Origin of the sequence: Paralteromonas sediminis, from assembly GCF_003820355.1 — a bacterium.
Classification (GTDB): Bacteria; Pseudomonadota; Gammaproteobacteria; order Enterobacterales; family Alteromonadaceae; genus Alteromonas_F; species Alteromonas_F sediminis.
The window spans coordinates 1-12,485 of the sequence record NZ_RPOK01000002.1; the positions used below are offsets into that span (position 1 = coordinate 1).

A 12,485-nucleotide genomic window follows, 5' to 3' on the forward strand; every position below is an offset into this window, starting at 1 on the left:
CAGTGATTCTGGACAAGGGCTAAAAGTGTTCACCATCAGACCAGAATAGGTGTTCACGATGTGCCAGAATCAGTGTTCACGTTCGTCCAGAATGAGTGTTCATGATCGGCCAGAATATGCAGTTTGTTTATATCAGTTCTCGCGTACGGTGGCCGAACTGTATCAATCGACTTTGTGATAAACGCTTTAAGTGAACCTTGTGAATTGCGATTTGTACGCTCTAGCTCGCCCAATTCTATTATCCAATGACGAATACAAGTTAAAACACTGTCTTTTGAATCCGGGTTTAATTCAGCACCTTCCAGAAACGCGCTAGGCATTACAAGTGCAATGCGCTCAACAAAAGCTGTTTTTCGAAAAGACTGATCACCCTGTAGGACAGGTACCAATTTACTCTTGAACATCGGCTCATATACACTTGCCACACATGCCACCAGCCAGCGTTTTAAAACAATTTTTGCTATCTCTGGTGATTTGGCATTAAGGCAGCCGATAACATCACTGACACGCTCTTTACCGTCCCATTCACCGCTGTCTAACCAATCTTTTATTGGGTGATATTCGTGATTCAAACAAACAGCAGAAAGGTGGTCGTCAATAGTAGTTTTCGGTAAACCGTAACGACTTGCTGCGCTAATTAGTTTACTGCGGACTTGATCAAAGTTGTTCAATACCAAATCACCGCATATATCGTGTACCTCAGGTTGAAACTTCATCATATTAAAGCGAAAACCTAGGCCATGATAATTTGCAAGGGCTAACAAGTTTTCGTCTGTATTTGCTACTCGGAGATTGCCATTTGAATCCTGACTATAATCGGGAAATCTTGGCGAATCTTTCTCTGTGTTTTCTGGCAGAGCAATAACCAGTTTCTTAATTGGCAAAACGCTCATTTGGCTCCCCCACTAAAAAGGAGCTGTGCTTTTTGGTTGTGATTATTGATAGCCCATTCTTTTTTATTAAATCGGTCTACATCGGGAAAATGACGCAAGGCCACCTCTTTTAGAGCTTGTTTAGTATCACCTCCATATTCACGAATGGTAATAAAGTCGAACTGATCAATGGCTTTTCCTGTCGCGCATGGGTCACTCTCATGATGTGAATAATAGCGTTCCCGGCCATCTGTAGGACTTTGGAGAATATACGCACCAGCCGTTTTGCTGGTGGACTCTGGCGGTAACCATGCTTTGTTTTGCTTTACATAACCAAAACTTGTAAGTAACTCATCCCAGCCATAATTACTGTTGAACAGGTCAATAATGCTCACCTGTTTGCCAACAAGACTTTCTTTAATTGTTGGTTTAATTGCATGACTGCTTAAACCTGCAATCGCTTTCTCTTGTTCAATATGTTGCTTTTTACAGAACTCGATAGCTCGTTTCATTAATATGCTGCAATTTGTCTTTAACGGCATGCCCTTGGAAACGTGGTATTCATAATGGCTACCATCATAAGTAACAGGCAAATACATTATTTGCTGCGGCCTACTGGCGCAATCATCAGCACGAAATACATAGCACAAATAGGCTTCTAAGGTAGCCCAGGTCTTATAAGTCAAAGACTCGGCTATTTCGATGTAAACACGAAAGCGGTTGCCGTTACCCCGTTGTTTGTGACTGGCAGTTGTATGGACTACGAAGGATGAAATACCCATGTTTTCTAGCGTATCCGTAACACCCTCCATATCGAAAGGTGTTTCATCAAGGTCAAGTCTGAGCAGGGTGAAATTGTTGTGCTCTAGTATCGTAGACTTTTGTTTGTCTGGCGCATCTGTTGCGGCGATGATGGCTGATTTAGCCTTAGCTTGCTTTGTGTCAATCGCGCCTAAATAAGGTGGATTTTCTACAACTTTAACTAAATCATCCCAACCTATAAAACTAAAATTTGTGGTCACTTTGTGACTTTTTGCTGATAAAAATTTAAGCATGGTTTAAACTCTCGTTGGAGCTGGTGGTTGAACTCGCCAAAGCTATGCCACCAGCTAAAGAAAAGGAAAAGACTACTCTTCGGATTGGTCTTTTTTTTGCCTGAATTGCGGGCTATTGGCCGCTTCTGGGTAAAGCTCGAATAGCCTTGTTTGAGCAATCACAAGTTCTCTGCTCAGCTTTGTTAACCTGAGATAGGCACTTTTTGCATGTGAATATGATCCCAGTAAGTAAAGAACTTCGCGTTCAGCTCTAGCAAGGGCATCAAGCTGCTCATCGCCAGATAAGTGCCTAGGATCGAGCTTCAAAAACGTTTGGCGCTCTCCTTTTATTCTGACGTTGTGTATGTACCAATATCTATACTTTTTGCCTCTTAGATCTTGGAGAGGACTGCGCATATCCTCTCCAATCAATTGAGCGATTTCATTTCTGTCGTGCGCTCTTCCGTCACTTAATAATTCCAGTAATTTTCTAGCAGGCGTTCCGCGTTTGGGAAAAGACTTCTGTTTCATTGTTCACACTCCTTACCTGCTACTTTTCCTAACCAGTTTTCCAGCTCAATCTTTGAGTAACGAACTGTTTTCCCAATTTTTATATGTGGGGGAGGGGGATGGCCAAGTAGTTTGCCGCCAGCCATTCTTGATGCTCTAAGAGTATATTCAGCCAAGTCTAGAAATTCAGCTGATGATTTGGTGCTTAAGTAGTTGTTGTCACTTGCCATCGGTTTATCTCCGTTATTTAAAATACGGTGATTAAATTACATTTGGCTTGCAAATGACTAAATACAAAAACTCATATTAGTTTTTGTATTGATTAAACAATCTGTAACGGTAGTGGCTATTTAGTGCGTTTTTTAGTGTGTCTTTGAGAGTTGATGGACTTGGGTGGTTCTTAAGGCCCTCAGTGAAAAAATCTAGTTCCATCAATTTTGTAGGTGTTAGCGGTGCTAACTTATTGACTAACCTATAGTTTTCGATGTCTAGTAGCTGTAAAACTTTATACTTGATGAAGTTTTCCTTCTCTATATCGATACTCCTTTTGGCTTGTTCAATTTTACCGTAGAAGTGTTCGTCATAGAGTTTTTTTGTATTGTCCAAAAATTTTTCAAAATCATCCTTGATCTGATGTCGATCAATATTTAGGTTAACTTTGATTATTGCTGTGCCTATAGCAAGATCTAAAGAAGGGTCATCGGCATCAGTATCCAAAAGTCCTGAGCGGATCATTTCGATTTCCTTAGAGAGTTCCAAAACCTCATCTTGGGTTATTGGTGCTACAGATGTGTGAGCTGGGCATACTGATTCTTTTTCGCTAAATTCTATTCGAGGTCTGCCACAAATTATTTGGAGGTAATTCCGGTTTGCTCTTTCTTTAAACTCATTCCCTAAGGTCTCTGGATACTCATGTTGCTCGTAATATCGTATCTCCCATCGAGCTGTTAGCTGCTTCGCTAACTCTCTTGCGCTAATTTCATCTACCCAATTGTAGTTATTCTCATCAAACCAACTTGGAGTGTCAGGCGTATTGCGGCTATAGCGTTTGTTCAACTTTACCTCCGATAGCTGAAGACACCTTATTAGACCAATCACTAAGAGCTACCTTTCGCTCTTTCATATAGTCATATTTGTTGTACACCCGCATCATCCCTTGTAGTTCATGATTTAGGATTTTTTCAATTACAGTTAACTCTATTCCCATCGAGGCCATATGAGTTTGGATAGTTCTGCGAAAATCATGTGGTGTAAATTTTTCAATTTCTAATACTTTAGAGTGTCTATTGATTGCTCTGGCTACGCTTCTCTTGTCCATTTGCTTTTGGCCCTTGTTAGCGCCAGTTAAACAAGGGAATACAAACTCTGAACCCAATCCTTCATAGCGCTTTTGAACTATTCTAAGCAAGTTTATTAATGTCTTAGTCAATGGCAACTCATGACCTTTGTTACTGTTTTTACGACCTTTTACATTTTCTGGCGGAAACCGCCACACCTCGCTATTAAAATCAATGTGCGACCATTCTGCTAGCGTTACTTCACCAACTCGACACCCTGACAATAGAAGGATTTTAATGACGGTTTTAATTTGAAAACTAATGTCAGTTTTTTCTAAGTTGTTTAATAGCAGTTTGATTTCATCCAATGATAAGTAACGATCTTTTGGTTTTTCTTCTCCACCGACATTTATTTTTTTTATGCTAATCAGCGGATTTGTATTTACCAGCCCTCTAGATATGCCAAAGTCAAAAGCTTGCTTCAATAACGATAGAGTCTTATTCGCTTGAACGCCACCAGCATCGGGCTTCTCTTTGGTTTGGGCTCTGCGTTTTATGGGGTCTAATACTTGAGTAACAATTTGACGACTATCTATTTCATCTAATGGCACATTACCGATCTTGGGTAAAACGTCCTTGTCAAACACCCGAATAGCTTCATCAGGTCTTTTTCTTTTTGGTTTTATGTACTGTTCCACAAATTCAGAGATTAGATTCGAAACTTTCTCTTTGCCTTTTTCTTCTAGTCTAGCTTTATACTCTTGGTTTTTGATCTCTTGCGGGTCTTTGCCAAGAGCTACGACTCCAGCCAAGGCTTTTGCTTGTTTACGAGCTTCATCGGACTTCAATACATCAGTATGAGCTATTTTAAAGTTCGCTTCTTTTCCTGCTCGTCCTCCTAGCTTGTAGTAAAAGTAATATGTTGACTTGCGTGTCCCGTCAATTTTGATGCGTCCGAATCTGACATGAAAACCTTTTATTTCCGTATCGCTGATACGATTGATCTCTGGAGGTGCTTCCAGAATTCGCTTGTCGGTAATTTTCAGATTTAACGAGGGCATATTTTCTTATGTCGAACCTGTGTCGAACATTATTGTGCAACAAGGATAAACAGTAGGCAATGAATAAAAACTAAAAAATCTATTTAAATACTGATAGTTGTTGCTTATATTTTATTGAAATGTGTTTTTGATAGTTTACGATTGTTTCTCGCAAACTCCATGGGGTGTCAGGGGTCGGAGGTTCAAATCCTCTCACACCGACCAACTATCTTCCTGATATCATAAGATTTTTCCAATTTTTTACGGCTCTACCCCATAAACGGGGGATCAGCATTCACCTTACACGATTGATAACATATCTGCCCTAATCAAATAACACAAAATTAGTTTGATTTGAGCTTAACTATATTTGTATTAACCGGATTATTGTTGCCAAAATAGGCCTTCAAAAGTTTACGTTTGCTGCGTGAAATGGGGATCCTTTTCTTATCCTGCATAATACATTGAGCGTTATTACCCGTTATAACTACTCGATTAACATAGGCTTTATTTACCCAGTGTGAGCGATGAACCAAAAAGCCATCATCTTCAAAAGCGTCAGCCAGTTTATTTATACTTCCTAATATTAGGGCTGAACCTAATTCGGTGGTCACATTTAAATAATGTAGGTCTGAAGATGCGTACATTATGTTTTTGCCAATGTTTTCCGGTAGCTTCAAATAGAACTGGTCTCTATCGCTGTAACTGGTGTTTTTATCTTGTGCTTTGTCCAACTCTTTTGTGTTAGGTGGTTGGGGCGGTTCGTCCTCGGGTTCAGACGTTATTCTATCATCGTTGAGAAAGGTACTATTTAGTAGAATAGGCAAATTAACCAATACCCAAACAATAATCAGTGCTGGCATTGTTTCTATTGATTGTACCAACAGGGCTGGGGCAAATCCGGTTTCAGCAAATTCGTCCAACAAACTATCAGGCACCCGGTCCAAGTTAGGAAACCAGCTTTCAATAATTACAAATGCTGGACTGATTATAATACTCGCGATAAGTCCGGTAACTACGATTAGAAATAGATCAGAAATTGCAGCAGACGCCAACCGTCTGACGATAAGACTTGCAATCAGAATACCCACAAGAGAGATACTAATTTGTGCTGTCCAGAATAGCAGGCGTTGCCAAAAGCCTAAGCCAGCACTCGCCTCAGGTTCTATGGCGGTGAATAGCATAATGATAGTTATCCCGACAACTGTCAGGCTGACACTAACTGGCGCCTGTCCTATTACACTTCGATTGATCACCATAGTCGTCTGCTGGCTGAACATTACTTTTTTGTCATTTACCCATTGGTTAGCACCCATAGTCAAGCACCCTAACATGTTCGGCTGTTTTTTTTCATGAAAGGAATTTAATGAATACTCTAGTACACAACCGTTGGTGAAAATCTTGTGCCATTCGTACAATTCTCCTCGTGCTACAGCGCATAAGTCAGCATCCTAGCCAGACCGAAATCAACGTAGTTTGGATATAACGTATTTAAAGAAAAAAATTTCACTGCTATTTATTCTGCTGGGGTTATCACTGCAGACGATGGCCCAAGTCACCGCTGCAAATACTAATTCACAATTGGTTATAAAGGTAATCAACGCGGCAACTAAACGCCCAGTCAATGATGCGAATGTTAGCATTCAGTCACAGGTAGATGGAGCTACCTTTAATGGAGTGGTAACCAATGGCGAATATGTTATCTCGCTTCCAAGAGGGCAATATGCGGCAACGGTAGTTCATCCCAACTTTAAAGCTACGCAGCTCCCACGCTTAGTCATTGAATCTAATCGGGTTAACACCTTTACGATAGAGATGCTTGCTGCTGGCTCTGATGTTGAGGTAATACAGGTGTTTGCGGATCAATCACGGGTACAAAACAGCGGATCTGCCGGTACTCGTTATCTTGATCGAGAATTATTGCGCAGTGCTACTGGCAGTGGCGGTGATATCTTGCGGGCTCTAGATGGCCTTGCCGGTTTATTTTCGAGAGGTGAGTTTGCCAGTTTTACTGTTAGAGGCAATGGACCGCGAGATAACTTGATATTTGTCGATGGTTTCCCATTTCAGAAGATCGTGCACTTTGCAGATGGTTTTGGCGAGCAAGAGGCCATTGAAGGTGGAGGGCGTTATTCTATATTCGCCCCAAATATTATTAACGGTGCAGAATTTCAGCCAGGCGGTTGGAGTGCCGCCTATGGTGGTAAAGCTGGCTCGCTGCTTAAGTTGAGTGTTGCGTCGGGCAATAGTGAGCAATCAACGTATACTGGCTTGTTCGATTTTGCTGGATTTGAAGCCGGTTACGAAGGGCCCAACCCACTAACACAAGACGGCACAATGCTGCTGTCGTTGCGCCAGCAAGACTTTGGTCGGCTGTTCGATATTATCGGAATTGAGGATATCGGCTCTCCGAAGAATACTGATCTTATTTTCAAAACCAGTACGTCGCTTAATGCCGACACTGATCTTGAGACATTATTAATTTATGCAACCGAAAAAAATACTCGGGATTTGACCAACGCTCTGGCGTCAGATGAGGATGATCCTGGTAACTATGAAGACTTGGAGTTAAGTAACAGTGAAGCCGACAATTTGCTACTTGGTTTAACATTAAGCCGCTTTGTCGGAGAAAGTGGTGTATGGGATAACCGTCTTTACTATCGCTTGTATGATGAAGACGGTACATTCGGTGAGGCTTATCCTGATCTAGTACCTGAGGATACGCCTATGGAAGCCATTCCGATCCGCGAAGGTATATTAACCTCTGCGAGCAAAGAAACTGAGTTTGGCTTGCGCAGTGATTTTAGCTACCTCAATGATTTTGGTCAGATGAGCGCAGGTCTACGTTTAGCTTATCTGGATTTGGACTACTCATTATCCCTGCAAAACAATTGGATCCGCTTTCAATATGATACAAAAGACGCGCCAGCAGACCCAACTCAACGCTACGTAGTGCTCACACCTGATTTAATAGATACGGCGTACCAAGACAGTGCGCTATTGAGTTCAGCATATATTGAGCAGAATTTTGATTTCAACGCTTTTAGCTATCGCGCAGGTTTAAGAGTTGAAAATGATGGCTTTGCTGATAAAACCGAAATCCTTCCTCGCTTTGGGGTTAACTGGACATTGTCTTCTCGAATTAATCTCGCCGCAACAGTTGGCCGTTACACGCAAAGCCTACGCTTTAGTGATAGAGCCAGTGACCCAGGCAATTCAAATCTCCAGAATGAACGTGTGGATTCGTTCAGTGTGGGTGTGACTTATCAAATCAACAATAATTGGCAGTTCTTGCTAGAGCCTTATTATCAGCGCCTATCCAACTTACTGGTAGAGACAGACGGGCTGGCGAATGCTTTCAGCAATGCGGGTGAGGGAAAGTCGTTTGGTTTCGATACGGGACTATTCAAACGGTTCGATAATAGTTGGTCATTAGACATCCAGTATTCATACAACCAAAGTGAAGTGAAAGATGGGCCACAACAAACCTACTATGATTCTGATTTTAATCGACCGCACTTTTTCAGCGTTGGCGGGCTTTGGGATATCAACGAAAGCTGGAGCGTGTCAGCACGCTTTAAGTTTGCCTCGGGAACTCCAACGGACGATTTCATTGTTCATGCAGATGTCTTGGGTGAAACACCAGTATTCGAAAACTACCGTGGCCTCAGATTTTCGAAAGAAAATATCAGTACGAATACGCAGCGCTTTGAGAACTTTAACTCATTAAACTTTAGAGTCGATTATCGAACCGAGTATAAGAGGACTGCGATTAATATCTTTTTGGATGTCATCAATGCTTATGGTGCAGATAATCCAAGCTCGACAGAGTTTAATGAACGTACAGGGCAGGATGTCATTGAAGAAGGTGAAGTATTTCCGTTCTTGGGAATTCGCGTAACACTGTAGTTGACGATAGGGCGGTAGGTTAGATGTCAAAAAGCCTACCGTTCATGCATCAATTCATCCATTCATACAAAAGTGGTCTGTAACAATGGGCTGTGTAGAGAATAGCTGAGTAGTAACGAAGGTATTTGACAACAAAGGAAACGAAACATGAAACAAGCAAAAGTGATCGGCGGAGTTTTGGCTACCGCAGCTTTCCTAACGTCTTTGTCCAGTAGTGCGGAGGATTTCGACTGGTACTTAAAACCAACATTTGGGCTCAGCACGTTATCTGATCAAAGTGGGCGAGTAAGCGATGTACTGAACCAAACTGGGGCCGTCGACGTGAATCTTGATGCGGGCTTAAACGCTGGACTTGGTGTAGGGTATTTCGTGGATGAATATTGGGCAGTTGAACTGTATTGGGAATATAGGTCAAACGATTCTGAAACCATCTTGCCGGGTGATATCGTATTCACTGACGGGAATTTTGCTTCTAGCATGTTTGCCCTAAACACTTCCTACTATTCCAATCTAAACGCTGATTGGCGCTGGTTTATTGGGGCCGGAATAGCTGTCTTGCAGGAAATCGACATTGATCTAGAAGATGATTCTGGCGAGCGCTCGTTCTCAGGAAGTGGAGATCTCGGTTTTCAGATATTCGCAGGTATAGATTATGAACTCACTCAAAACTGGTCATTGCAAGCCGAAGTTCGATATTTGACTGTGTCAGGAATTGATATGGTAGCAGAAGAAAATGTGACCGCAGGAGTCTTCCAAGACTTTGACTATACGCCTATCAGTCTGCAAGCGAATTTAACTTATAAATTTTGACGAGAACTTGAGTTTCCAAGGTGGCAGAAGAATACGCTTTTTTAAAATGCGTATTCTTTTGTGTTGTTGCCATTGCTAGCGGTGCCCAACACCCTTTTTTGCACCCCAAATGTAATGCTATGTATCACTATATGTTGCTATGTAATGTGATCAGGTAAATTTCAAATCCTCTCACACCGACCAATTCTACTGCTCTCCAGCTTGTTAGCTAAAATTCAATAAAGATAATATTGGGCTCTACTCCATAAACTAATCTTTCTTCACTCGAGAGAATAACGCTAGCCTTTTACCCACCTCGGTGAACAATGCTACTACCAGTAAAATAACAATACCGATGATAGCTATTTCCATGCCTTTTCCAATGTCTGTAAATATTGAGAGAAGCCCGCGCGAGAGCAATACATTTACAAATATCATTACCAATGCGTATATCAGTAAAAGTATGCTTTCTTTTAAATTTCGCAACATATCAACTCCCTACAAGTGATTAGAGGGCTTTTACACTTTGAAAAAGAATCTCTTTATTAAATAAATTAATCGAGTTGCTTTTTCGTAATCAGCATTTGCAGACTACTTAAGATCATTCTTTCGACTGCAAGATGCTTAATATGGCAACAGAGGGGAGTAGGTAGAACACACGGTATGCTACTGTAGTCAATAACCTAAGTATTGGTCTTCTTGGATGTACTTGTATGATTGATGACGGTTCAGGGAATGTTTCTTAAGCGTCAGAAGTAATAGCCTGAGGTGTAATCAGGTATCATCGATCCATTATACTTTATTGCATCGAGAGTTAGAGAGGAAAAGTAATAGTGGTTGTAAAAGGATTTACTATAGGGCTGTTATTCATTAGCTTGAGCGGCTGCGCTTCATTTATCGCCAATCAAATGACAAGCCCCAAAAAATCTAACATAGATGGCAATATCTCAGAATGGGCCGTTGTGCAACAATTGTGTGACAGCAACAATTACTGTGTTAAAGCAATAGGTTTAGGTGAGCTTGCCGCAGGTGATCATAGTCTAGAATTTAGTTTTCACATCAATGATAACAATAAGATCTGGCGCTACGAAACTAAAAATAGCGGTGTAGAAACCGCTAAACCACTTGCGGATCATTTGATATTGCTCTTCGCGGGTTATAACCAACCCACTGAAGTCTTGTATATACATCAATTATGGCTTCAACGCATGACGGGTGCAGAGGTCATCGTTATACCTAGTGCTGAGAACACAGAAACGTTTAAATTTGGATTAGATTACGCACCTCCAATCGTTGCTGAAATTCAAAGATTAAACCCTGAAAAAGTGCACCTTATTGGTTTTTCAATGGGCGCATTAGCAGCAAGCGAGGTTGAAAGAAAAATTGACAATGCCAAACTCTATTTAGTCGCGCCAATGATCGACTTTGATTATTCAGCAAAAGCGATTTACGACATTCTGTATAGGGATAAAATATACGCGACGTTTATCTCCGAAGATACGCTAGAGGATGCAATTCAAATTGTTTATGAGGAGTCAGGAACAACATTAAAAGATACTGACTTAATAGCAAAACTGAATAGGGTGAAATCTCCTACATTTATCTATGTATCTGATAAAGATAGGGTTGTTGAGTATTCTTCTTTTGGCTCCATTCCAAATGAAAATGTTTATGTAAATTTCTACGGAGAATTAAATCACTTGGAAATGGTTGCTCTGTTAAGTCAAGATTTAATGACTGACTTCGTATCTGATTTGCTTGAGAGACCAGTGCTTCAAAGTGAAGTTTCAACTTTAGGTATATTGTGTGATTTTGATGATGATAATTGTCTAAATCAATTGCCTGATTAGCGCACAAAAAATAAGGCGAGTTCAGGGGGAATTGTCATTCTGTATGAGTTTAGCCTCTTGCTTTAAACAATGCTTCCAGTTGCTCAATTGACAATGTTTGTGAAATTAGCTGTCTTTCGTTTATAAGGACGGATGGAACGCTTCGCACTCCCAACTCTACAGCTCTGTCATTGTCTTTATTTACTGCGTTAGCTGTTCTACGTGAGGCCATTACATTTATAAAAGTTTGTTTGGAAAAACCCACGGATTCGGCTACATCCAGAAGAACCGGAATGTCTGATATATTGCGATTTTGATACAAATGAGCGTATTGAACAGCATCAAAAAAACGCCAATGCCCACGTTGTCCTCCTAATTGCTCAGCAGCCTTTGCTGCTATTGCAGCATAAAGGCCGCAGGGATAGCTAAAGCTGGCTTGGCGCATTCCTTCGATATTTATTAAGCTAGGATTTTCCGAAAATAGCTTACACTGCTCCCATTGTTTTAGAGCATTAATCTTTGCATTTTCTAGCGTCACAAATCTAGCAGCTAAATCGTTTTCGTTACGCTCAAGTACAAAACAGCGATGGATAATTTTTACATCAAACCTACGAGCTATTTCATGCAGACGTGGAGATAATAAATAACACCACCCACATACAGCATCATGAAAAAATTCGATGTTGTTCAATTATAAATCCTTTGCCGTTTTGTGAGCATTTTAGATTTATGTAGCTCAGTTAAATAATGAAATAAATAGTTTGGTAGTAATGAACAATTTCATACATCTATCTCATATGGATTGGTATCTTAATGTGTGAGCATATTCTAAAAAGAATGTATTCAATTTTAATAGTGAAAGTAATGGAGAGAATTATGTTTCATGTCATTTATGAATGGTGGGTAGCAAAGGAAAATATTGATAATTTCATTGACGTTTGGCGCAAAGCTACAAATCGAATCCATAATACTGTTGATGGAGCAAAAGGGAGCTTTATGATCCGTTCCTGCAATGACTCTAATAAAGTCGTAACAATAGCTAAATGGCGCTCTCGATATGCCTGGGAAAAGTTTTGGCTGGATGCTGATCCAAAAGAAATGAGGCAAATGCGTAAGATTGGAGAGAGAGTCTCTGTGGAAGTTTTTGAGGAATTAGGTGATGAGACTGTTTAGTACGTTTTCATTTTTATTAGTCAGTCAATAATCAGTTCGAAGTTTGCCCAAT

13 protein-coding genes are annotated in these 12,485 nt (G+C 40.7%); 4 read left to right on the forward strand and 9 right to left on the reverse strand.

What is annotated here, in order from left to right:
• Positions 1-53 precede the first annotated feature (53 nt).
• From DRW07_RS05270 to DRW07_RS05300, 7 genes are all read right to left on the reverse strand, one after another.
• Positions 54-893 carry a VapE domain-containing protein gene (locus DRW07_RS05270; protein ID WP_205665368.1) on the reverse strand — a complete coding sequence of 280 codons (840 nt, stop codon included), beginning with the start codon at positions 891-893 and terminating at the stop codon, positions 54-56.
• Positions 890-1,927 carry a hypothetical protein gene (locus tag DRW07_RS05275; RefSeq protein WP_124026862.1) on the reverse strand — a complete coding sequence of 346 codons (1,038 nt, stop codon included), beginning with the start codon at positions 1,925-1,927 and terminating at the stop codon, positions 890-892. Before DRW07_RS05275 ends, DRW07_RS05270 begins: the two co-directional genes overlap by 4 nt.
• Positions 1,928-1,999: 72 nt before the next feature.
• The gene (locus DRW07_RS05280) at positions 2,000-2,437 is read right to left on the reverse strand and encodes a hypothetical protein (RefSeq protein WP_124026863.1); all 438 of its coding nucleotides are present in this window, start codon (positions 2,435-2,437) and stop codon (positions 2,000-2,002) included.
• Positions 2,434-2,646 (reverse strand): MerR family transcriptional regulator, encoded by a 213-nt coding sequence (locus DRW07_RS05285; protein WP_124026864.1) that lies wholly within the window; start codon positions 2,644-2,646, stop codon positions 2,434-2,436. The genes DRW07_RS05280 and DRW07_RS05285 overlap by 4 nt, the downstream gene beginning before the upstream one ends.
• A gap of 76 nt (positions 2,647-2,722) precedes the next feature.
• The gene (locus tag DRW07_RS05290) at positions 2,723-3,472 is read right to left on the reverse strand and encodes a DUF6387 family protein (RefSeq protein WP_124026865.1); all 750 of its coding nucleotides are present in this window, start codon (positions 3,470-3,472) and stop codon (positions 2,723-2,725) included.
• The gene (locus DRW07_RS05295) at positions 3,456-4,754 is read right to left on the reverse strand and encodes a tyrosine-type recombinase/integrase (protein ID WP_124026866.1); all 1,299 of its coding nucleotides are present in this window, start codon (positions 4,752-4,754) and stop codon (positions 3,456-3,458) included. Before DRW07_RS05295 ends, DRW07_RS05290 begins: the two co-directional genes overlap by 17 nt.
• 323 nt (positions 4,755-5,077) lie before the next feature.
• Positions 5,078-6,049 (reverse strand): LytTR family DNA-binding domain-containing protein, encoded by a 972-nt coding sequence (locus DRW07_RS05300; protein WP_165870409.1) that lies wholly within the window; start codon positions 6,047-6,049, stop codon positions 5,078-5,080.
• 160 nt (positions 6,050-6,209) lie between these two features.
• Between DRW07_RS05300 and DRW07_RS05305 the strand changes: the two genes are divergently transcribed.
• Both DRW07_RS05305 and DRW07_RS05310 read left to right on the forward strand, forming a co-directional pair.
• The gene (locus DRW07_RS05305; RefSeq protein ID WP_124026868.1) at positions 6,210-8,642 is read left to right on the forward strand and encodes a TonB-dependent receptor; all 2,433 of its coding nucleotides are present in this window, start codon (positions 6,210-6,212) and stop codon (positions 8,640-8,642) included.
• Between the two features lie 147 nt (positions 8,643-8,789).
• The gene (locus DRW07_RS05310) at positions 8,790-9,452 is read left to right on the forward strand and encodes an OmpW family outer membrane protein (protein WP_124026869.1); all 663 of its coding nucleotides are present in this window, start codon (positions 8,790-8,792) and stop codon (positions 9,450-9,452) included.
• A gap of 249 nt (positions 9,453-9,701) precedes the next feature.
• On the opposite strand, the gene DRW07_RS05315 is transcribed toward DRW07_RS05310, so the two are convergent.
• Positions 9,702-9,920, reverse strand: coding sequence for a hypothetical protein (locus DRW07_RS05315; protein WP_124026870.1), 219 nt, complete (start codon positions 9,918-9,920; stop codon positions 9,702-9,704).
• A gap of 344 nt (positions 9,921-10,264) precedes the next feature.
• On the opposite strand from DRW07_RS05315, the gene DRW07_RS05320 reads away from it, so the two are divergent.
• Positions 10,265-11,281, forward strand: coding sequence for a hypothetical protein (locus DRW07_RS05320; protein WP_124026871.1), 1,017 nt, complete (start codon positions 10,265-10,267; stop codon positions 11,279-11,281).
• 49 nt (positions 11,282-11,330) lie between these two features.
• Here DRW07_RS05320 and DRW07_RS05325 read toward each other — a convergent pair whose 3' ends face one another.
• A complete protein-coding gene (locus DRW07_RS05325; RefSeq protein WP_124026872.1) occupies positions 11,331-11,951 on the reverse strand; it encodes a DsbA family oxidoreductase in 621 nt (206 codons plus the stop codon).
• 185 nt (positions 11,952-12,136) lie between these two features.
• Between DRW07_RS05325 and DRW07_RS05330 the strand changes: the two genes are divergently transcribed.
• Positions 12,137-12,433 carry an antibiotic biosynthesis monooxygenase family protein gene (locus DRW07_RS05330; protein WP_124027548.1) on the forward strand — a complete coding sequence of 99 codons (297 nt, stop codon included), beginning with the start codon at positions 12,137-12,139 and terminating at the stop codon, positions 12,431-12,433.
• Positions 12,434-12,485: the final 52 nt, after the last annotated feature.

Coding starts and splice junctions, on each gene's coding strand:
- DRW07_RS05270 (WP_205665368.1), bottom strand. CDS start 893: ATGAGCGTTTTGCCAATTAAGAAACTGGTTATTGCTCTGCCAGAAAAC.
- DRW07_RS05275 (WP_124026862.1), bottom strand. CDS start 1,927: ATGCTTAAATTTTTATCAGCAAAAAGTCACAAAGTGACCACAAATTTT.
- DRW07_RS05280 (WP_124026863.1), bottom strand. CDS start 2,437: ATGAAACAGAAGTCTTTTCCCAAACGCGGAACGCCTGCTAGAAAATTA.
- DRW07_RS05285 (WP_124026864.1), bottom strand. CDS start 2,646: ATGGCAAGTGACAACAACTACTTAAGCACCAAATCATCAGCTGAATTT.
- DRW07_RS05295 (WP_124026866.1), bottom strand. CDS start 4,754: ATGCCCTCGTTAAATCTGAAAATTACCGACAAGCGAATTCTGGAAGCA.
- DRW07_RS05300 (WP_165870409.1), bottom strand. CDS start 6,049: ATGGGTGCTAACCAATGGGTAAATGACAAAAAAGTAATGTTCAGCCAG.
- DRW07_RS05310 (WP_124026869.1), top strand. CDS start 8,790: ATGAAACAAGCAAAAGTGATCGGCGGAGTTTTGGCTACCGCAGCTTTC.
- DRW07_RS05315 (WP_124026870.1), bottom strand. CDS start 9,920: ATGTTGCGAAATTTAAAAGAAAGCATACTTTTACTGATATACGCATTG.
- DRW07_RS05330 (WP_124027548.1), top strand. CDS start 12,137: ATGTTTCATGTCATTTATGAATGGTGGGTAGCAAAGGAAAATATTGAT.